Origin of the sequence: Candidatus Clostridium helianthi, from assembly GCF_045310795.1 — a bacterium.
In the GTDB taxonomy this organism is placed as follows: Bacteria; Bacillota; Clostridia; order Clostridiales; family Clostridiaceae; genus Clostridium; species Clostridium helianthi.
Genome location: NZ_JBJIAB010000014.1, coordinates 19,879 through 41,494 on the forward strand (window position 1 = coordinate 19,879; position 21,616 = coordinate 41,494).

Annotated in this window: 18 protein-coding genes; 11 read left to right on the top strand and 7 right to left on the bottom strand. The window is 31.6% G+C overall.

Annotated features, from left to right (window positions below):
- Nucleotides 1-194 precede the first annotated feature (194 nt).
- The 6 genes from ACJDTP_RS12365 to ACJDTP_RS12390 all read left to right on the top strand — a co-directional run bounded on the left by ACJDTP_RS12365 (nucleotide 195) and on the right by ACJDTP_RS12390 (nucleotide 10,155).
- Complete coding sequence (locus ACJDTP_RS12365; RefSeq protein WP_406761363.1) at nucleotides 195-1,520, top strand: TIGR00366 family protein; 1,326 nt, start codon at nucleotides 195-197, stop codon at nucleotides 1,518-1,520.
- Nucleotides 1,521-1,707: 187 nt separating this feature from the next.
- Nucleotides 1,708-2,646: a 3-hydroxyacyl-CoA dehydrogenase family protein gene (locus ACJDTP_RS12370; protein WP_406761364.1), complete on the top strand. Its 939-nt coding sequence runs from the start codon at nucleotides 1,708-1,710 to the stop codon at nucleotides 2,644-2,646.
- Nucleotides 2,647-2,704: 58 nt separating this feature from the next.
- Nucleotides 2,705-4,231, top strand: a complete 1,527-nt coding sequence (locus ACJDTP_RS12375) for an acyl CoA:acetate/3-ketoacid CoA transferase (protein ID WP_406761365.1) — start codon at nucleotides 2,705-2,707, stop codon at nucleotides 4,229-4,231.
- Nucleotides 4,232-4,441: 210 nt separating this feature from the next.
- Complete coding sequence (gene atoS / locus ACJDTP_RS12380; RefSeq protein WP_406761366.1) at nucleotides 4,442-6,265, top strand: two-component system sensor histidine kinase AtoS; 1,824 nt, start codon at nucleotides 4,442-4,444, stop codon at nucleotides 6,263-6,265.
- Between the two features lie 346 nt (nucleotides 6,266-6,611).
- Nucleotides 6,612-8,582, top strand: coding sequence for a methyl-accepting chemotaxis protein (locus ACJDTP_RS12385; protein ID WP_031276040.1), 1,971 nt, complete (start codon nucleotides 6,612-6,614; stop codon nucleotides 8,580-8,582).
- A 154-nt stretch (nucleotides 8,583-8,736) separates the two neighbouring features.
- Nucleotides 8,737-10,155 carry a sigma-54-dependent transcriptional regulator gene (locus tag ACJDTP_RS12390; RefSeq protein WP_105411308.1) on the top strand — a complete coding sequence of 473 codons (1,419 nt, stop codon included), beginning with the start codon at nucleotides 8,737-8,739 and terminating at the stop codon, nucleotides 10,153-10,155.
- 148 nt (nucleotides 10,156-10,303) lie between these two features.
- Here the strand turns inward: ACJDTP_RS12390 and ACJDTP_RS12395 are convergent, their stop codons facing one another.
- From ACJDTP_RS12395 to ACJDTP_RS12425, 7 genes are all read right to left on the bottom strand, one after another.
- Nucleotides 10,304-10,519, bottom strand: coding sequence for an IS3 family transposase (locus ACJDTP_RS12395; protein WP_077836902.1), 216 nt, complete (start codon nucleotides 10,517-10,519; stop codon nucleotides 10,304-10,306).
- A 28-nt stretch (nucleotides 10,520-10,547) separates the two neighbouring features.
- Complete coding sequence (locus ACJDTP_RS12400; RefSeq protein ID WP_105411306.1) at nucleotides 10,548-11,144, bottom strand: IS3 family transposase; 597 nt, start codon at nucleotides 11,142-11,144, stop codon at nucleotides 10,548-10,550.
- Entirely contained in the window at nucleotides 11,117-11,797 is a 681-nt protein-coding gene (locus tag ACJDTP_RS12405) for a helix-turn-helix domain-containing protein (RefSeq protein ID WP_406761367.1), read from the bottom strand. Before ACJDTP_RS12405 ends, ACJDTP_RS12400 begins: the two co-directional genes overlap by 28 nt.
- Nucleotides 11,798-12,085: 288 nt before the next feature.
- Nucleotides 12,086-13,312, bottom strand: coding sequence for an L-lactate MFS transporter (locus tag ACJDTP_RS12410; RefSeq protein ID WP_039773734.1), 1,227 nt, complete (start codon nucleotides 13,310-13,312; stop codon nucleotides 12,086-12,088).
- Nucleotides 13,313-13,485: 173 nt separating this feature from the next.
- A complete protein-coding gene (locus tag ACJDTP_RS12415; RefSeq protein ID WP_039773735.1) occupies nucleotides 13,486-14,208 on the bottom strand; it encodes a LytR/AlgR family response regulator transcription factor in 723 nt (240 codons plus the stop codon).
- A gap of 4 nt (nucleotides 14,209-14,212) precedes the next feature.
- The gene (locus ACJDTP_RS12420; protein WP_171780461.1) at nucleotides 14,213-15,868 is read right to left on the bottom strand and encodes a sensor histidine kinase; all 1,656 of its coding nucleotides are present in this window, start codon (nucleotides 15,866-15,868) and stop codon (nucleotides 14,213-14,215) included.
- Between the two features lie 271 nt (nucleotides 15,869-16,139).
- On the bottom strand, nucleotides 16,140-16,850 hold the full coding sequence (locus tag ACJDTP_RS12425) for a GntR family transcriptional regulator (protein WP_012059980.1): 711 nt from the start codon (nucleotides 16,848-16,850) through the stop codon (nucleotides 16,140-16,142).
- A 210-nt stretch (nucleotides 16,851-17,060) separates the two neighbouring features.
- Here ACJDTP_RS12425 and ACJDTP_RS12430 point away from each other — a divergent pair, with 210 nt between their 5' ends.
- The 5 genes from ACJDTP_RS12430 to ACJDTP_RS12450 all read left to right on the top strand — a co-directional run bounded on the left by ACJDTP_RS12430 (nucleotide 17,061) and on the right by ACJDTP_RS12450 (nucleotide 21,494).
- Nucleotides 17,061-18,449 (top strand): glycoside hydrolase family 1 protein, encoded by a 1,389-nt coding sequence (locus ACJDTP_RS12430; RefSeq protein ID WP_023975630.1) that lies wholly within the window; start codon nucleotides 17,061-17,063, stop codon nucleotides 18,447-18,449.
- Nucleotides 18,450-18,465: 16 nt separating this feature from the next.
- Nucleotides 18,466-19,767: a PTS sugar transporter subunit IIC gene (locus ACJDTP_RS12435; protein ID WP_023975629.1), complete on the top strand. Its 1,302-nt coding sequence runs from the start codon at nucleotides 18,466-18,468 to the stop codon at nucleotides 19,765-19,767.
- Between the two features lie 38 nt (nucleotides 19,768-19,805).
- Nucleotides 19,806-20,108, top strand: coding sequence for a PTS sugar transporter subunit IIB (locus ACJDTP_RS12440; protein WP_041898798.1), 303 nt, complete (start codon nucleotides 19,806-19,808; stop codon nucleotides 20,106-20,108).
- Between the two features lie 11 nt (nucleotides 20,109-20,119).
- A complete protein-coding gene (locus tag ACJDTP_RS12445) occupies nucleotides 20,120-20,443 on the top strand; it encodes a PTS sugar transporter subunit IIA (RefSeq protein WP_023975627.1) in 324 nt (107 codons plus the stop codon).
- A 157-nt stretch (nucleotides 20,444-20,600) separates the two neighbouring features.
- Nucleotides 20,601-21,494, top strand: coding sequence for an ROK family protein (locus tag ACJDTP_RS12450; RefSeq protein ID WP_023975626.1), 894 nt, complete (start codon nucleotides 20,601-20,603; stop codon nucleotides 21,492-21,494).
- The last annotated feature ends 122 nt before the right edge of the window (nucleotides 21,495-21,616 follow it).

Below are 21,616 nucleotides of genomic sequence, written 5' to 3' on the forward strand. Positions count from 1 at the left end.
TTGAAAAAATTTTCTTAACATAAAATCGTCAAAGTGTCTTAATAAGGCAAAATTTGTTTTTTAACGACATTAATTGTTTAAAAGTTATTTTTAATTCTTAGAAATATGAATTTGGCATATGCTTTGCTTATTAAATAAGGTGTAGTAACAAAGCAAGCTTGTTTGTTAAATATTAAACATAGGGAGGCAAAAAAATGATAAAAGGATTATCTAAATTTTTTACAGCTATTGTTCAAAAATTTCTTCCAGACCCACTTGTTTTTGCAATGATTTTAACATTGATTATGTTTATTTCAGGTATTATATTTACTGGCCATACTCCAATTGATATGATAGGATTTTGGGGTAAGAGCTTTTGGAATCTTCTAGCATTTGGTATGCAAATGGCGTTAATTTTAGTCACTGGTAATGCATTGGCTAGTTCACCGCCTGTTAAACGTATTCTGCAAAAGATTGCAGGAGTGCCTAAAACACCAGCTCAAGCTATTATGCTTGTTACATTTGTTGCAGCGGTTGCTAATATTATTAATTGGGGATTTGGTCTAATCGTTGGTGCTTTACTTGCAAAAGAAGTTGCAAAAAAGGTGAGACATACAGATTATCGTTTATTGATTGCGTGTGCCTATATTGGCTTTATGACTTGGCATGGAGGCTTATCTGGTTCAATTCCACTTTTGGCAGCAACTAAAGGGAATCCAATGGAAGCGACAATCGGATTAATTCCGCTAGGTGATACTATTTTTGCTCCGTTTAATATCTTTATAACTGTTACTTTAATAATAATATTACCTTTAATGACAAGAATGATGATGCCTAAAGATGAGGATGTTGTGGAGATTGACCCAGCATTATTAGCAGCAGAGGCAGCAAATGAGACTAGTACTGATACTATAACTGAAAAAACATTTGCAGTACGCGTTGAAAACAGCAGAATTATTGCATGGCTAATTGGTATTCTTGGGGTTTGCTATATGGTTTATTACTTCATGAATGGTGGTTCTATGGATGTAAACGCTGTAAATATGATTATGTTCTTTGCAGGTATCATTCTTCATGGTAGTCCTGTATCTTATATGCAGGCTATAGTTGATGGAGCAAAAGGAACAGCTGGTATAATGGTACAATTTCCTTTCTATGCGGGTATACAAGGCATGATGGATTTGTCAGGATTAGGTGGAATGATTACAAGTGGCTTTGTTAGTATATCAAATACTCATACATTCCCAATTTTTGCGTTTTTAAGTTCAGGAATAATTAACTTCTTTGTTCCATCTGGTGGTGGACATTGGGTTGTACAAGGGCCATTTATAATGCCAGCTGCGCAAGCACTTGGTGCAGATATGGGGAAAGCAGCTATGGCAATTGCATATGGTGAGGCTTGGATGAATATGGCGCAACCATTCTGGGCACTACCAGCTTTAGCTATAGCAGGTCTTAAAGTTCGTGATATTATGGGATTTTGTGTAACAACCTTAATTGTAGGTGCTTTAATATTTGGTGTTGGATTAGCTTTATTTTAACAATTGAAAAAAGTAAAAAGTACGTTTAAATCTAGCCCTTATAACTTATTTAATACTTGCGGATTTTATACGTATTTTTATCAGTTAATAGTATCAGACTATAGTCTGAAATCTGCAAGGTTAAAGTTTGATTATACTAACATTATTATATGGAAAATTAAATATATGGAGAGAAAGGATGATAAAAATGGATATAAAGAATATAGCAGTATTAGGTACCGGAACTATGGGACATGGTATAGCATTATTTTCTGCCAAGGCTGGGTTAAATGTAGTTATGTATGGTAGGTCAGATGCAAGTTTAGAACGAGGCTTTAATAGTATAAAGGCTAGTTTAAATCTTTTGAAAGCTGAAGGAAAGTTAGAAGATAGTGGGTATAAAGAAATCCTAAATAAAATAAAAGGAGTTAAAAGTATTGAAGAAGCTACTAAAAATGTTGACCTTATAATAGAATCGTTGGCAGAAGATTTAGAGCTTAAACAAGAAATATTTAAGCAATTAGATGAGCTTTGTCCACCAAGTGTAATTTTAGCAACTAATACGTCAGGATTAAGTCCAACAGATATAGCTAAATATACAAAAAATCCAGAGAGAATAGCAGTTGCGCATTTTTGGAATCCACCACAATTAATTCCTTTAGTTGAGGTAGTTCCAGGAGAAAAAACATCAGAGGATACAATAGTAAAAGTTATGAAATGGGTTGATTTTATAGGAAAAAAATCTGTTCGTATGGAAAAGGAATGTTTGGGGTTTATAGGAAATCGCCTACAATTAGCGTTGCTTAGAGAAGCTTTATATATAGTAGAAAAAGGCTGGGCAAAGCCTGAGGAAGTAGATAAAGCTATGGAGTATGGTCATGGAAGAAGGCTTCCTGTTACTGGACCATTATGTAGTGCAGATTTAGGAGGTTTAGATATATTCAATAATATTTCTTCATACTTATTTAAAGATTTGTGCAGTTATACTGAGCCATCTAAGTTATTGCAAGGTATGGTTGAATCAGGGAATTGTGGAAAGAAGAGTAAACAAGGATTCTATAATTGGTTACCAGAATTTATAGAAAGTAAAGAAAAAGAGCGTGCGGAAGTACTTTTATATTTCTTAGATAGAGATGCTAAAAAGTAACCTGAAGAAATTAAGGCTGTTGAATAAATAAAGTAAGATAAAGTGGGAGGGATTAATTATGAAGTCAAAGGTAATCTCTATAGAACAATCGGTTGATTTAATAAAAAATGGAGCTACTGTTGCAGTAGGTGGATTTGTTGGATGTGCCCATCCAGAACAAATTACATTAGAAATAGAAAAACAATATTTAAAAAGGCATGTTCCTAACAATTTAACATTAGTTTTTGCAGCTGGTCAAGGTGATGGTAAAGATAGAGGATTAAATCATCTTGGTTATGAGGGGTTAGTTCACAGAATAATAGGGGGACATTGGGCATTGACACCAAAGCTTCAAAAACTAGCTTTAGAAAATAAAGTAGAAGCATATAATTTACCTCAAGGAGTTATATCACATTTGTATAGAGACATTGCAGCTGGAAAGCCGGGAACAATTACTCATGTTGGATTGAAAACATTTATAGATCCTAGAATTGAAGGTGGTAAACTTAATGAAATTACAAAAGAGGATATTGTAAAGGTAGTTAATATTGAAGAGAAGGAATATTTGCTATATAAAGCATTTCCGATAGATGTTGTACTTTTAAGGGCTACTTATGCAGATGAAGACGGAAATGCAACAATGGAAAAAGAGGCTTTAACACTTGATGCAACAGCAATGGCTCAAGCTGCTAAAAATTCAGGGGGAATAGTAATACTACAAGTTGAAAAGGTTGTAGCTAAAGGTTCACTTGATCCAAGAAAAGTTAAAATCCCAGGAATATATGTTGATGCTATAGTTGTTGCATCAACAGAAAACCAAATGCAAACTTTTAGTGAAAGCTTTAATCCAGCATATTGTGGAGATACTAAGGTACCAGTGGATTCAATAGAACCATTACCACTTAATGAAAGGAAGGTAATAGCAAGAAGATGTGCTAAGGAACTAGTACCAAATGCTGTTACTAATTTAGGTATTGGCATACCAGAAGGAATAGCTATAGTTGCTAATGAAGAAGGTATTGCAGATCAAATGACTTTAACTGTAGAGCCAGGTGGAGTAGGTGGCGTACCAGCAGGTGGGCTAAGTTTTGGAGCTTCAACAAATCCAGTTTGCATACTGGACCAATCCAGTCAATTTGATTTTTATGATGGAGGCGGTCTTGATGTAGCTTTCTTGGGATTAGCACAATGTGACAAATCGGGTAATATAAATGTTAGTAAGTTTGGACCTAAGATTGCAGGTTGTGGTGGGTTTATTAATATAACTCAAAATGCTAAGAAGTTAATATATTGTGGCACATTTACAGCTGGTGGTTTAAAAGTAAAAATTGGAGAAGGTAAATTAATAATAGAAAATGAAGGTAAGGCTAAGAAATTTGTGGATGCTGTCGAGCAAATTACTTTTAGTGGTGAATATGCATCAAGTATTGGACAAACTGTCCTTTATGTTACAGAAAGAGCCGTATTTAAGTTAACTAAAGAGGGGTTACTTTTAGAAGAAATAGCTCCAGGAATAAATTTAGAAAAGGATATTCTAGATAATATGGATTTTAAGCCAATAATATCTCCTGAATTAAAGCTTATGGATGAAAATATGTTTAAATAGTTGATTTAATAAGTTCTTAATTGCAATTCGAAGAATATACCTTGTCCATAAATACCCTGCTAAGTAGATTTCAACACAAACGCTTACTTAGTGGGGTAATCTAATTATTATGCCGCAAGGATTTGCCCTTGCTTGACACGAAAATGTAGAAATATCATAATTATAAATGAGATATATGTATAAAATATTAATATTTATGGGGGTATCCTGATGAGGCTTCTTAGTATGCGTTATAAGCTTATAATTATTCTTGCACTTGCGGTGGTAGTACCGCTTATTGGAAGTGGCTATATACTAATTTATAGTGCGGAAAAAGCTATGAATTCAGAGAAGGAAAGCAAGCTCTATGGAATAGCAAGAACTTTAGATGCTAGTATGGAAGGTGATTTTGAATCCTTATTATATATAGAAGCTAAGAGTGCTTCGCATGACGAAAAGGTACGACTACTTAATCAAAGACTATCAGGAGTTACGGAAAAAATTGTTTCGGGAAATCCCGGAGTAGGAGCTGGGTATTATTCTAAAGATCTCGATTGTATTATTACATATGGACCAGGTTCTGAATATGACACTACGGTTGGACAATCAATAAGTCAAGAACATTTGGGCCGGGAAGTAATGGAAAAGGGGATACCTTTGACTGCAAGTGGTAAGATGGTTAGAGGAAATATACTAAATGCCATGGTTCCGATCATTCGAAATAATAATGTAATCGGATACGTATGGGCTAATGAAATGACTGAAAGCATAGAGCGTCAAATAAATGAGATGGAAATTGTGATGTACGAAGGGTTGGCTATTGCTTTAGTTGTTGGGCTAAGTATAAGTATGACTTTAGCAAATAGAGTTTCTAATTCCGTTAATGGTATTATTAACGGACTATCTAGTTTGGGCAATGATTTAAGTCAACGATTGCCAGAAATTAATGGTGAATTTGGAAAGATTGCTTCTGCCATTAATGGAATGGCTCAAAGTCTAATGAATACACGTTCACATACAGAAATTATTATGGAGAGTATGGTAGATGGAATTATTACAATTGATAATGATGAAAAGATAACAGAGATAAACGCTGCTGCTTGGTCTATTATGGGATTAAATAAAGATGTGATTGGAGTTAATTATAAAGATCTATTTTCCGGGAATGCTAAAGTTCTTGACATAGTGCTAGAAACTTTACGTGTCGGTAAAAAAATTATGGGATATGAAGCAGAATTTACTCGTTCGGACGGTGCAATTATTCCAATTAGTGTCAGCACATCTATGCTATGTAATAATAATAATGTATTGGGTGTAGTTTTAGTTTTCAAAGATTTATCAGAGCATAAGGCTTTTGAGGATTATGTAAGGAGATTAGATCGTCTTGCCGCAGTTGGAGAGCTTGCTGCCGGTGTAGCTCATGAAATACGTAATCCTCTATCAGCTATTTCAGGGAGTGTGCAAATTTTGGTGGATGAATTGCCAAAGGATAATTCGACACGGATTTTTGGAAACGTTGTATTGAAAGAGGTTGATCGTCTTAACGGCGTTATTGAAGATCTCTTGTATTTTGCTAAACCTTCAAAACACTATGTGACATCAATCAATATCAACGAACTTGTGGAAAATTCTCTTTTTTTACTTTTACCGAGTATAAAAAAGGAGATTGTTGTTTTAGAAACACATTTTGATCAATCAATTGAAGCTATTTCAGTTGATGCTCAGCTTATTAAACAAGTTTTAGTTAACCTATTACTAAATGCGACACAAGCTATGCCTCAAGAAAACGGAAAAATTACAGTTACAACACAAAGGGTGATTAAAGGGATTGAGATTATCATAGAAGACAATGGAAAAGGGATTGATCAGGAAAGTTTACCTAGGATTTTTGATCCTTTTTTTACTACAAAGGATACAGGTACGGGACTAGGACTTGCTGTTAGTAACAAAATCATAGAAATTCACCAAGGATACATTCGAGCCGAAAGTATAGTTGGTATTGGAAGTACATTTACAATATACTTGCCTTATGAAAGTGGAATTAAGGAAGTATAGTGTAAATTTAAATATAGAAAAATATATTAAATACAATTTAAGACTTGTAATCTTAAAAATAGATAAAATTATGTTGCATAACAGAGCACGTTAATATTAATAGTATGACAAGCTAATGCTATTAATATTGCACTGATGGTAAAGTAGCTCAAAATAAATAGAATTTCATCATTGAGTTCACAAAAAATAATCTCACTCTTTAATGTCGCTTTTTGGTATAGGGATTTCAACTGTAATATAAAATTTTAAAAGTATCATTTGAAATACAAAAAATGTCTGAAGTATTTATGCATTAAGAAAAGTAATTTATTACGTTATATTAATTATAAAAAGATGGGATGATTTTATGAAAAGTATTAAGACTTTACTCACGGTTGTTAGTATAATTATTATTTGTTTATCTATGACCGTACTGGAGGTTACAAGTTATATAGAAACGAAACAGATGGTTGAAACAGAAGTGAAGACAAGCATGACTTCTACCACTCAATCAACAGCTAAAGAAATTGGATTGTGGCTTGATATTAGAAAGTCGGAGATGGAAAGTATTGCAAGTTGCCCAGTTTTTGTGAATGGGAGTAGGCAGGATATAATAGATTATATGTCTTCTGAAACAAGTCGTCTTCCTCTATATAGTGCATTTTGGCTTTCAGATGCTAATGGAGATTGGTATTCGGCTACAGGTACAACAGGGAGCATAAGCGAAAGACCTTATTATAAAGAATTACTAGCTACAGGAAAAACAGTGATATCAGATCCTTTACTTGGTAAGGCAGATGGAAAAATGGCTGTAGTTGTTGCTGTTCCGATAAAGGTTAATGGTACTATTAAAGCTATCTGGGGTGGTAATGTAAAACTTGATGAATTAGTACAATACATATCTTCTATAAAAGTAAAACAAAATGGTTATGCTTCACTTAATTTAACAGATGGAACAGTAATTGCAAATCCTAATAAAGATTTAATTCTTAAATATAATCCATTAAAAGATGAGAAAATTGAACCAAAACTAAAAGAAATATATGAAAATATGTTCAAAGGTGAAACTAATGTTGAATATTATGGCTTTAATAAGCAATATATATCATATAAGCCTGTTTCAGGAATTAATTGGACAGTTAGTCTGATAGTGTCTAAAAGTGAATTTACTGGACCACTTACACAACAAATTTATAAATCAGCTTTAACTTTAATAATCACTTTAGTAATAGTAATAATTTTATTTCTATTTATGTTAAATAAAATTCTAAAACCATTAAAGGCTATAGAAGATATGGCGTTATGTATCTCAGATGGTGATCTTAGTGTTGCAAAGGTGAGAGTTAATTCAAAAAATGAATTTGGCAGACTCGCTAAAACTTTTGAAAATATGATAATAAATTTGAGAGGATTAATTGAACAAGTTTCAATATCATCTGATAATGTAGCAACTGCCTCAAAGCTGTTAACTGAAAGTTCTGAGCAAACTTCGGATGCATCAAATCATATAGCAACAACTATTATGAATATATCAGAAGGTGCTAATAAACAAATGGAAGTTGTAAATGAAACTTCTTCTGAAATTAAAGAGATGGATAAAAAAATAAAGAATATGGCAGAGAACACAGACAGCATGATAGAAACAGTAGGAGAAACTGCAAATGCTGCACAATTAGGAAGTAAAGCTGTTAGTGAAGTAATTGTCCAGATGGCTAAGATTGAAAAAGCTGTTAACAGCTCAGCAAATGTAGTTGAAATATTAGGTGAAAGCTCAAAGGAAATAGGACAGATAGTAGATACAATATCTACTATAGCTAAACAAACAAATCTTTTGGCACTAAATGCAGCAATAGAAGCAGCATGCGCAGGAGAAGCAGGAAAAGGATTTGCCGTAGTGGCAGAAGAAGTACGAAAACTTTCTGAGGAGTCTAGTATAGCATCAATGCGGATAGCAAAACTTATTGGCGATATTCAAAGAGAAACTGACGATGTTATAATTGTAATGAAAGAAGGAACTCAAGAAGTAAAAAATGGAACTGATGTTGTAAATTCAACAGGTAAGGCATTTAGTCAAATATCACAGGCAGTTGAGTGTGTAGCAGCCCAAGTAAGAAGTGTATCTGAGACGGTAGGACAAATATCATCAAACAGTAATAAGATTGTTACTTCAATCCATAAGATAGAAAAAATTGGGGGTGACACTGCAGAGAAAACACAAACAGTAACTGCAACAACGGAAGAACAATCTGCATCAATGTATGAAATTGCTGGATCAAGCCAGAACTTACTAAAACTATCTGAAGACTTGCATGAAGCTATAAGTAAATTTAAATTATAGATACTTTTCTTTTAAAAATGAAAAGTTTTTTGTGAAAAGTTTATTATTATATTCAACTAAATTCCATATTTTAAATATTTGATTTAAATATGGAATTTGGTTGAATATTGATATATACTGTAAAATGTTGTATAACTAAAGTAGATTAATAATTATGTTTATAAAAAGAAAGGCTGATTACAATATGACAGAAAGTGTTCGTGTTTTAGTAGCTGATGATGAGCTAAGCTTGAGAATGGTACTTCAAACAGCATTAAATAAGGCTGGATATGAAGTAGATACTGTTAAAAATGGAAAAGAGGCACTTTGTATGGCGCAGGAAAATCACTATGATGTCGCTATCCTTGATATCCGTATGCCAGAAGTGGATGGGTTGCAGGCATTTTATGAAATTCATAAAATTAAGCCTAGCTTGCCAATTATTCTTATGACTGCATTTGGAAGTTCGGAAACTGCAGTTAATGCTATGAAACACGGTGCTTATGACTATATATTAAAGCCTTTTAACCTTGATGAAGTTAAAATTATTGTAAGTAGAGCTATTCGCATGCAACAATTGACTAAAGAAGTTGTATACCTTACGCAGGAAGTAAAAGAAATGGGAATGACAGCAATGACCCCAGGTAAAATTGTTGGGGAAAGCTCTAAAATCCAAGAAGTATATAAAATAATTGGACGAGTAGCGAATTCAAAAGCTACGGTATTGCTAACAGGCGAAAGTGGGACAGGTAAAGGAATGGTTGCTAAGGCTATTCACTATGCGAGTGACAGGAGAGAAAAGCCATTCATTCAAGTGAATTGTGGTTCGATTCCAGAAGGTTTATTAGAGAGTGAGATATTTGGACATGAGAAGGGAGCATTTACAAGTGCATTTTTTCAAAAACCAGGGAAATTTGAACTGGCTGAAGGAGGGACACTTTTTTTAGATGAGATTGCGGAGATGAGTCCAAATCTTCAGGTAAAACTTCTTAGGGTGTTGCAAGAAAAAGAGTTTGAACGTGTTGGTGGTACAAAAACATTTCATACAAATGTACGTATTATTGCAGCAACAAACCGTGATCTGAATAAAGAGATATCTGAAAAGTCTTTTCGGAAGGATCTATATTATCGACTTAATGTTGTTTCAATATGTTTACCTCCACTTTGCGAAAGGGGAGAAGATATTGTTTTACTAGCTGATTACTTTTTAAAACGTTTTTCTGTAGAAGTAGGACGGAATGGTATGTTTTTCGCTCCAGAGGTTTTGGATATTTTTCGTAACTATTCTTGGCCAGGAAATATCAGGGAATTAGAAAATGCAGTAGAACACGCTATTATTATGAGCAACACCCGTGTTATTTTGCCGGAAAATCTTCCACTTAGCATAAAAGTAGAAGATGTAGAAGCGGATGGTACCATTATTCTGGGAGATGATTCTTTCAAACCTTTGCGAGAAGTATTGCTAGAAGTTGAAAAGCGTCATATATCCGAAGCTATAGAACGAACAGGTGGAAACCGCACACAGGCTGCAAAGCTCCTTCAGATTTCACGGAGAGCCCTTCTGTATAAAATTAATGAGAATAATATCGATTAAATCATTATATGTAAACATGGATTGAGTTCGCGTTAATAAATAATTCTTTTTTGGATTTTAAGGGCCATGCCTCGCCTACATTATGAATCCCACGAAAATCTAAAATTGAACTGCCCCCTGTCAAGTAGACAGATGAAAAAACAAAAAATTATGAAACCAAGGTCTGATTTCGATATTCAATTGGAGTCAGACCTTTTAAGTTTTTCTGTAGTCTTTTTGTATTATAGAAAACTATGTATTCATCAATTGCTTGTCTCAATTCTTCATATGTATAAAATTTTTGCAAATAGTACATCTCACATTTTAGAGTTCCCCAAAAACCTTCCATTGGTCCGTTGTCGATACATCTGCTGACACGTGACATGCTTTGAGTTGCTTTGATTTTATCAAGTTTAGCTTTGAAAGTCCTTATTAGTATACTGAAATCCTCTGTCACTATGAAACAGTGGCTTTGCAGTCGGATTAGCACTTACTGCTAAATCAAATATTGCGCTAAGGTAAGCCTTTTTACCATTAAGTAGTTTAAATTCAGTAACATCTGTTAACCATTTTTCATTTGGTTTCTTTGCATAAAATTCTCTATTTAATTTGTTTTCTGCTGTAATTTGTGGAGTACTTTGAATATAATGCTTTCTCTTTTTTCTTATAACTGATCTCATGTTAATAGATTTCATTAATCTATAAATTCGTTTATGATTATACTGTTTATCCAGGAGTCTATTTATATTCATTGTTATCCGACGGTATCCATAGATACCATTTACATCTTCATAAAGCTTAACAATCTCTTTTAGTATTATTGAATTTTCCTTATCTAATTCAGTCTCTGAACGGTTAATCCATTTGTAGTAAGATGATCGTGCAATCCCAGCTAAATTGCATAGATCAGCTATTGGATAGCCATTTTTTTCATGTAATTCTTTTATAGAAATATATTTATATTCTTGGAGTCTTTTAGTGCTTATCGCCTTCTTTCTACTTCTTTCAATTTTTTTAAGAAATCAATCTCCATCTTTAAACGTCTATTTTCTGCTTCAATAAGTTTTAATTGTGCGGATAATTTATCAGACTCAGTAATCTCATCAGTATCTTTACGCTTACCGCGACGATCTATTAGCTCTTCATATCCATTAGCTTTGTATTTTCTTACCCAGGTATAAACTTGTTGATAAGAAACATTAAATTTATCAGCAGTAGCTTGATAATCATCATTATTCGAAATGCAGAATGCAACAATCTCAATTCTTTCTTCATAAGTAGTCTTTCTTCCATTAGTCATAATTCTATTCCCTTGCTTATTATGAGATTTAATTGTTTTATGACCATTATACTTCTTAATCCAATCGCTGAGAACACGAGGAGATGAAATTTCATATGTGCAGCATATATTTCTTAAAGAGCCTTTTCCAGCTAGATAATCTTTAACTGCATTAAGTTTAAGCGAATCGCAATAATATTTGTTTTTTGTAGAAACTATTAAATTTGCTTCACCAACATCATTATATATTTTCAACCAGTCATAAAATGTGGCACTATGAATTCCCATCTCATCGCATATCTGTATAACTGCTTTTTCTCCTGATAGGTATTCTTTAATTACTTTCAATTTCTCTTCCAGAGAACATTTCGTTTTTCTTGACATTAAAATACTCCCTTTATAGAAACAGTTTTATTATTTTAACTGTTTACTATAAAGGGAGCATATCAAATTTGGATTTTCGTGGGTCTTTTATTTTGTATATTTAGAATTATTAATAGTGAATCGCGCTATAAGTAACATAGAATATTTTAATTGATAGAAAGCAGTAAATTAGAAAGAAAATAAAAATACCTACAAGATATCGCTAATATATTTAATTTTTAAGAAATAATTGTTAACAAATTTATTCATGGTTGAGAAGATGCAATATATGTGTTAATTGGGCAATGTTTATGAAATTTCTTCTACTAATCTATGAGTTCGTTCAAAATAAGTATTAAATTTTGTTGGGTTCATCATATAAGTTAAAATTATCGATACTATGCATAAACCTCCAACAATTATAAAGGTAGGTATAAAGCCTCCTGCTAATGTTGCAATGAACGAACCCGAAAGAGCTCCAAAACCAAATCCTTGATATATAATTCCATAGTTTTTAGTTTGATTTTTAGAACCGAAGAAATCACCTACGATAGTAGGAAATACTGTAATATTTCCGCCGAAGCAAAATGCAATTGAAGCAACACATATAAAGAAAATTATAAAATCTAAATGTACAAAGCTTAAAACAAATACTGAAGCAGTTGTAACAGTAAGGGTAAAAATTAGTACGTTTAATCTGCCAAGTTTATCTGATAAAGCTCCTAATATAATTCTTCCAGCTGTATTAAAGATTGCAACCATAGCTACTGCATTTGCTGCCACAGCAGGTGTAAGTCCAGCTAATTGAACACCGATATCTTTAACAATTCCTATTAAATAAAGACCGCTCATGCAAGATGTGAAGAATATTAAAAATAAAAAGTACGCATCTTTAGTCTTAAGCATTTCTTTTACTGAAAAATCTTTTTCATTTGAATTATTATTAGTGTTATTAATAATAGAACTTACTATTGGAGCATCTTTTAATAACTGGGCACCAATAACAACCAATATCATAGCTATAATTCCCCAATATAAAAATGCTTCTGAAACACCATTACTATATATTAAACTTCCATTAATATATTTAAATATTAAACTTCCAGTTCCATAGGCTCCAACTGATATTCCTGAGATAAGTCCTTTTTTTTCTGGAAACCACTTAATACAATTTGAAAGTGATGTAAGATATGCAATACCATCTGCGGCTCCAACTATTATGCCAGCTGTAACATATAACATTGTTAGTGAAGTTACTTTAGATGTTAATATTAGACCAATCCCTAAGATTAAACCTGAAATTGATATAAGTTTTCTAATTCCTAGTTTTTCTTGAAGTTTACCTCCAGCTAATGTAGCGAATGCTAAAGCAAAACTAGTTATAGAGAAAGTAATAGTTACTTTATTTAACTGCCATCCAAATTTGTCTACTAGAGGCTGATTAAATAAACTCCAAGTATAAATTGTTCCGAGTCCCAATTGGGCAATTACTGTACCTAAAACTATTAACCAACGGTTTTCATGTTTTTCATTCATATCGTTCATCGCTCCTTAATTAATATATTAACAAGTAGATTTTAGAAGGTATTTACAACACTATTGAAATTTAACTTTTTATGTTGTCTGTTTCATTACCATCATTATAAATCGGTGTAATATAAAATTATTCTTTATTGAACGAAATGCATAGAAAATTACATAGAATACATTTATATATTCATAAGCTGTTTAAACTCTTTTATGTTACTTCTGCTTACAGGTATTTGATAATCTATATCTTGAAGTTTTAAATTATAAGTATTATTAAACCAAGGTATTATTTCTCTTATTTTATTTATATTAACAATATAAGATCTATGGCATCTAAAGAAAATATCTTTTGGCAGGCTGTCATAAAATTCAGCTATACCTAAGCTTACTGAATACTCGTCTTTCTTCGTAAAAACATGGGTTATTCTTTCTTCAGCAACGCAGTAATATATATCATCTATATTTACTACAATTATTTTTTCGTTTTTCCATAAATTTATCTTATTTTGTATGTTAACTTTATTTAAGTTGTTTTCTTTATATTTATTAAGGTCCTCCAATTTTTTTAGCATAGATACAATTCTGGATTCTGAATAAGGCTTTAGTATATAGTCAAAAGCTTCTATTTCGAAAGCTTCTGCCGCATGTTCCTTGTAGGCTGTTATAAAAACTATATATGGTTTTTTAGAAAACTTGCTTATACTTTTAGCAAGTAACACACCATCCAATGAGGGGATATTTATATCCATGAATATAACATCAACTTCGTTATTTTGGATAAATTTAAGTACATCTATTCCGTCCTCAAATTCATCTATTATTTCTATATTGCTATAATTTGTAATAAAATATTTAAGCTCTTCTCGTGCTAAAAACTCATCTTCAACTATTATAGCTTTCATATGATCACCTTCTCTTTATGTAAAATTCTATTTTAGTTCCCTTTTCTAATCTTTCTATAATAAGTCCTTCCCCATAAATAAGTTTAATTCTTAAATGTACATTGTAAAGTCCTATTTTATTTTCAGGCACTGCATCTTTATATATATTTTTAATTGCCTCTTCACTTATGCCAACACCACTATCTATTATAGAGATTTTTACTTTTTCACCTCTATCCTTTACAATTATTTTTACTGTGCCCGCTCCCTTATCTTTTAAAATACCATGAATTATAGCATTTTCTACTAGAGGCTGTATTGTAAGACTTGGTATATCGATATCTACATTATCTACATCATAGACTATATTTAATTTATTTCCAAATCTCGCCTTCTCAATTTCTATATAATCTTTAACTTGTTTTAATTCTTTCTTAATATCTATAAATTCACTGTTTATCTCTAAATTATATCTCAAATAACTAGCTAGGTTTATTATAAGTTCTCTTGCTTTATTTGGATCTATTCTAATAAAGGAAGTTATAGCGTTTAGGGCATTAAATAAAAAGTGTGGGTTTATCTGCCTCTGAAGAGCTTTAAGCTCTGCTTTATTAGCCATTGTTTTCATTTGTTCAACCTTTGATACTTCCATTAATGTTGATATAATTTGAGAAAGTCCAACAGCAAGAGCTTGTAGAGAATAAGTTATTCTATGAGAGGTTTTATAATATATTTTTAAGGCTCCTATAACTTCGTTCTTCACTTTAAGAGGTATTATAATTGCAGACTTTAACATTAAGCTTTTATCTTGCAGTCCATTATTTCTTATAATTATTTTATCGCTATTTATTGCCTCTTTAGTTACTTCAGTTATTATTTCGTGTCCAATGTTGTAATATTCTTTTCCAACTCCGATATAAGCTAATATATTTTTTGTATCAGTTATTGATACTGCGTCAGCATCAATATCATCTCTTATGACAGTGCATATCTTATTTAGAGAATCACTATTTATATTTCTAAAGTAAGGGAGAGTCTTATTAGCTATATCAAGTGCCAGTTTTGCTTGTCTAGCAGCTATTTTCTCTTTATCGTCCTCTATACTTTGAATTAATTGAACAATAAAGCCTACACTAATTTGACCTAGTATCATTGGTAATGCTATTTTAGATACTATATCAATGCCTAAAGAAAAAGGTCTGCTTAATAAAAGTATAAGAATCATTGTAATGGTTTCAGAAAACACCCCTGCTATTATTCCAGATATCCATCTATAGTTTCGTTGAATCTTTCTGTTAATATATCCAGATATTATTCCTGCTGTTATACTGCTTATAAGACATGGGATTGAAGTTATACCCCCTACATCTATTAAATATCTATGTACACCAGATAGTACTCCGGCTACAATTCCAACTACTGGTCCAAATATTATACCTCCAGATACTATAGTTATTGTCCGAACATTTACGAGAGAGCCTTCAACATTAAGTCCTGTATAATTAGCTATTATGGCAAATAGAGAAAATACTATACAAGCAATTAAATAGTCTCTTTTGCTATAATTGTCCCTACTAAATATTTCTCTAAAGCCTCCAAATCTTGTTATAACAAATAAACACATAAGCAGTAGTGCGACTCTATCTACGAATTGAACTAATATGTTATATACGTAATTCAACTAGAATTCATCTCCATTCATTCATTAATTAGTATAGAATAAGTAATATCATTTTAATTATAATATAGAATAAGGAAGCAGTCGAAAAATAAAATTTATGGTGGATTTAAAAGGTGGTGTATCACCTCCAACATGAAACCCACGACCAATTGTATGTGGCTTAAATAGCTGCTTACAGTTGGTCGTGGGTTTTTATTGTCACTGGTAGTCCATAAATCATGAATTTTAATTAGATGATAATACAATAAGCTACACAGAAGAAGGAATTAATTTAAATATTATTTACTAAAACAGTATTGAATTTGAAAACGTCATATCTATGGTGCGTTTTCGAATATTCGAAAATCTTACCATTTTCTAAATAACATATTTTCTCAAGCTCTATAATAAAGTCAGACTCTGTCAAATTTAAATAAAGTTTATCGTTAGAGTTAGCCTCATCACCTTTTATAGAGATGTGGGCGCTTTGAATTTTAAATCCAAGTTCATTTGTTATGTAATCATAAATAGAGCCTTCTAAATGGTGTTCTTTTAGTCCAGGTATAACATAAATAGGCATATAAGTTTCTTCTAGTATTTGTGGGTCATTATCCACAGATCGTAATCGTAAAATTTTATATATATATTCATCGGTGATGTTAAGTTTTTCTGCAATTTCTTTAGGTGGTGTGATAATAGAAAAATCTATCACAGTTGATTTTAGATGCTCTGTACTAAATTTTTTAGAATAACCTGAAATATTATCTAATTCTATAGTAGTCCTGTTGGACAGATTTTCTTTAACGTAAGTACCAGAGCCCTGTCGTCTTATTAGCATACCTTCTTGAACTAATAAATCTAATGCTTTAGCTATTGTAAGTTTACTGCAATTATAGCATTCAGCTAAAGAATCTCCATCTGGAATTTTTTCATTGGTTTTATAAATATAGTTATTTATCTTATTCTTTATATCTTCATATACTACTTTGTATTTAGGCGGCATATATAATCTTCCTTTCTCAATTGTTTCCACACATATATTATATATCAGATATAAATAAAAATATACTGGTATTTATATATCTTTTTATAAAAGGTATATATCTTTTTAAAAAAGGTATTGATTATTTTTGAAAGGACATATATAATCATAATTGAAAATGTTTTCTGCTCGAGACGAGAAACATAATATATATTAAGATGGGAGTTACTTATGAAAAAATTTTATGAATTTCCAGAAGGATTCTGGTGGGGGAGTGCCTCATCAGCAGAGCAATCAGAAGGCAAAGGTAATACTGATAAAGGAAAAACTATTTGGGATCATTGGTTTCAATTAGAAAAAAACAGATTCTATGATGAAGTTGGACCAGATATTACTTCAGATTTCTTCTATAGGTATGAAGATGATATCAAATTAATGAAGGAACTTGGACATAATTCATTTAGAATGTCTATTTCGTGGGCTCGATTATTTCCAAATGGAGATGGAGAAGTTAATGAAAAAGCAGTTGAATTTTATAATAATGTAATTAATTCATTTATAGCTAATGATGTAAAGCCTTTTATTAACTTATATCACTTTGATATGCCGTTAGTAATGCAGGAAAAGGGAGGATGGGAAAGTAAAGAGGTCGTTGAGGCATATGTGAACTATGCAGATAAGTGTTTTGAATTATTTGGAGACAGAGCTGAGCATTGGTTTACATTTAATGAACCTTTAGGACCAGTACTTGGAGGGTACTTACAAGATTTTCACTATCCAAACATAATAGATTTTAAGAGGGGTGCACAAGTAGCTTTTAATACAATTCTTGCACATGCAAAAGCCATTGAAAGATTTAAAAAACACAATCTAAAATCTAAAATTGGAGTAATATTAAATCTTAGTCCTACTTATCCAAGAAGTTCAAATAAGTATGATGTGGAGGCAGCAGAATATTGTGACTTATTTTATAATAGAAGCTTCTTAGATCCTTGTGTAAAAGGCGAATTTCCTAAGAAGTTAGTTGATACTCTTAAAAAATATAATCAAATTCCTATATATACAGATGATGAGCTAAAAATAATTAAAGAAAATACAGCTCAAATTTTAGGAATAAATTATTATGAACCAAGAAGAGCAAAGGCGAGAGAAAATGCTGTTAATCCTAATTCTCCATTTATGCCAGAATGGTTTTTTGATCCATATATAATGCCAGGAAGAAAGTTTAATAATTATAGAGGATGGGAAATATACGAGAAAGGAATACTAGATCTTTGTAATGATGTTAAAGAAAATTATGGAAATATAGAAGCTTTTATATCCGAAAATGGTATGGGTGTCACTGATGAAGAACGTTTTCTTGAAAATGGACAAATTAATGATGAATACAGAATTAATTTTATTAAGGGACATTTAAAATATGTTCATAAAGCAATTGAAGAGGGATGTAATATAAAAGGATATCATCTATGGACATTCATTGATTGTTGGTCATGGATGAATGCATATAAAAATAGGTATGGTTTAGTTAGTTTAGATTTAAAAACTCAAAAGAGAACAGTAAAGAAAAGTGGAGAGTTTTATAAACTGTTAGCTACAAATAATGGTTTTGAAGAATAAAAAAGGGGGAATATTGATGAACAAATTTTTTGAAAAACTAGGGAAAGCATCGCAAAAGTTAGGTGGAGAAATACACTTGAGATCACTTAGAGATGCATTTGCATCACTAATTCCATTCATTATTATTGCAGGCTTAATGATTTTCATTAACTATGTTGTTATTGAACCAACAGGATTTATGTCTAAAATAATTAATCCAGCAACATTAACTACTTGGCAAGATGTTGGAACATCTATTAATAATGGTACTTTAAATTTCTTAGCAGTATTGCTAGCGGGTGCATGTGCATATCATCTAGCAATAAATAGGAAATTTGAAAATCCAATAGCACCAGCGCTTCTAGCTATTTCAATATTTGTTGTTTTATTACCATTTGTGATTTCAACTACACCTGTAGGAGTTAAAGAGGCAGTTAAAGTTGCAGGAGTTATTTCTTATAGTTCCACTAATTCAGGTGGGATGTTCGTAGGTATTATAACGTCACTATTATCAACTGAATTATTTATGTGGTTATCTAAAAATGAAAAACTTAAGATTAATATAGGTGGAGAAGCAGTACCTCCAGCCGTTACAAAGTCTTTTAATAGTTTAATACCTATAATGATTACTATTCTAATTTTTGCTGTAGTGTCATTTGCAATAAAACAACTTTTTGGGACAGATATAAATTCACTGATCTTAAAAACAATACAACGACCATTGGTAGCTCTAGTTACTAGTTTACCAGGATTTATAATATTAATGCTGTTGTCTAATTTATTATTTGCAATAGGGATACATCCAGGAGGGGTAATTGCGCCAATTATGGATCCAGTATTATACACAGCTATGAATGAAAATATGACTGCTTTTGCTCAAGGTCAACCTATCCCTCACATAATTAGCATGTCATTTAAGGACACATTTGGAGTAATGGGTGGATCAGGTAATACTATTGCGTTATTAATTGCTATATTCTTATTCTCAAAGAGAAAGGATTATAGAGATATTGCTAAACTTTCCACAGCACCAGGTATATTTAATATTAATGAGCCAGTTATATTTGGTTTACCAATAGTATTTGATTTAACACTAATGATTCCATTTGTATTAGCTTCACCAATTTGCTTAACTGTTGCATACTTAGTGACTGAGGCAGGATGGATGTCACCAGTAGTAATTCAAACACCTTGGACGACTCCACCAATTTTATCAGGATTTCTAGCAACCGGTGGAGATTGGAGAGCTTCAGTATTTCAAATAATTATGATTGCACTTACAGTCTTACTATATATTCCTTTTTTAAAGGTTGCAGAGAAAAAACAGATTGAAGAATAAATAGAAAGAATATAAAAATAAAAGGGAGATGTTTTGTTATGAAAAAAATATTATTAGTATGTAATGCAGGAATGTCAACATCAATGCTTGTACAAAAGATGATTAGAGTGGCAAAAGAAAAGGGTATAGAAGTAACAATAGAAGCTATACCTTCGACAGATTTATCTCAATGTTGGCAAAGTGCTGATGTAATTTTACTAGGACCTCAAATTGGATTTATGAAAGACAGTGTAAAAGAGACAGTAGAAAATAAGATATCAGTAGAAGTTATTAGTATGGTTGATTATGGCAGAATGAATGCTGACAAAGTTTTAACTTTCGCTATAGATTTAATGAAATAAGGTGGTTTAAAATGGAAGGAATGGAGTTAATAGCTTTCAATATTATTAGTAATGTTGGAACGGCAAAGAGTATGGGAATCCAGGCTTTAATTAAAGGAAGAGGCGGAAATGTAGAAGAGGCAGAAAAATTACTTGAAGATGCATCCGTGTTTATGAGAGAAGGACATAAGTCACATGCACAACTTATACAAGAAGAAGCAAAAGGAAATAAGCAAGAGTTTTCATTAATACTTATGCATGCTGAAGATCAATTAATGGCAGCAGAAATAATTTTATCTTTAGCTAAAGAGATGTTATATATGCAGAAAGAAATAAATGATTTAAAGAAAAAATAGTAAAAAGCCGAGGATTTATCCCGGCTTTTAATAAAATAAGCTTATAAAAAGTTTGGAACGAATAAGAAATAACAATTTTAAGTAAGCGCGCAATTAAAAAATATCATAGAAGATTTTATTTAATCAAATAGTTTTGTTAATATTTTAGGAGGTCAAGATGAATTATTATTTGGGAATTGATATAGGAGGTACCAACTTAAGAGCCGCTATTTTAGATAATGAATATAATTTAATAGATAAATTTAAAATAGATAATATCGTTGAAAAAGGTGCGGACTATAATGTAGATAATTTAATAAAAATAATTAGGGAAAAGTGGAATACATATAACATTCAGGCTATTGGTGTGGCATGTCCAGGTCCTTTAGATATAAGAAATGGAGTAATAATTAATCCGCCTAATTTAAAAGGATGGGAAGGATTTGAAATAAAAAAATACTTTGAAGAGCGTTTTAAATTACCTACAACTGTAAATAATGATGCAAATGTGGCTGGATATTGTGAAGCTAAGATAGGAACAGCTAAAAATGCTGAAAGTGCATATTATATTACTCTATCAACAGGAGTAGGTGGAGGATTTGTTTATAAAAATGAGATAATTAATGGTTTTAATAACATAGCTGGAGAAGTATGCAACATGATAATAAATGAAGATGAATATAGTCATGCGGGCTTAAACGCTGGGGGATTAGAAGGGCAGTGCAGTGGAGTAAGTATTTCTAGAATTGCTAGTAAGAAGTTAGGACAGGAACTCACGGCCAAAGATGTTTTTGACAGAGCTAAGGATGGAGAAGTAAATTGCAGAGAGGTTTTAAATGAGTGGTCTATAAATTTATCTAAAGCAATTGCTAATATAATAACTATTGTAGATCCAGAAGTTATAGTACTTGGCGGATCAGTTATATTAAACAATTCTAATTACTTAGAAAAATTAATTAATGAAGTTAAGCTAAGAGTATTTAACAATATTAATGTAAATATTAAATTGGCTAAAATAGGTGATGATGCAGGATTGCTTGGAGCGGGGATTCTAGCATCTTGTTTAAAATGATAGATATAATAAAAATAAATGCAGTATTGAAGATTAAAGAGAAGAAGTATATAAAAGAATCTACTAGGGATTAATGATATGTTCTCCTTAAGGTAGACAGTTAGATAAAAATTTTTATTATG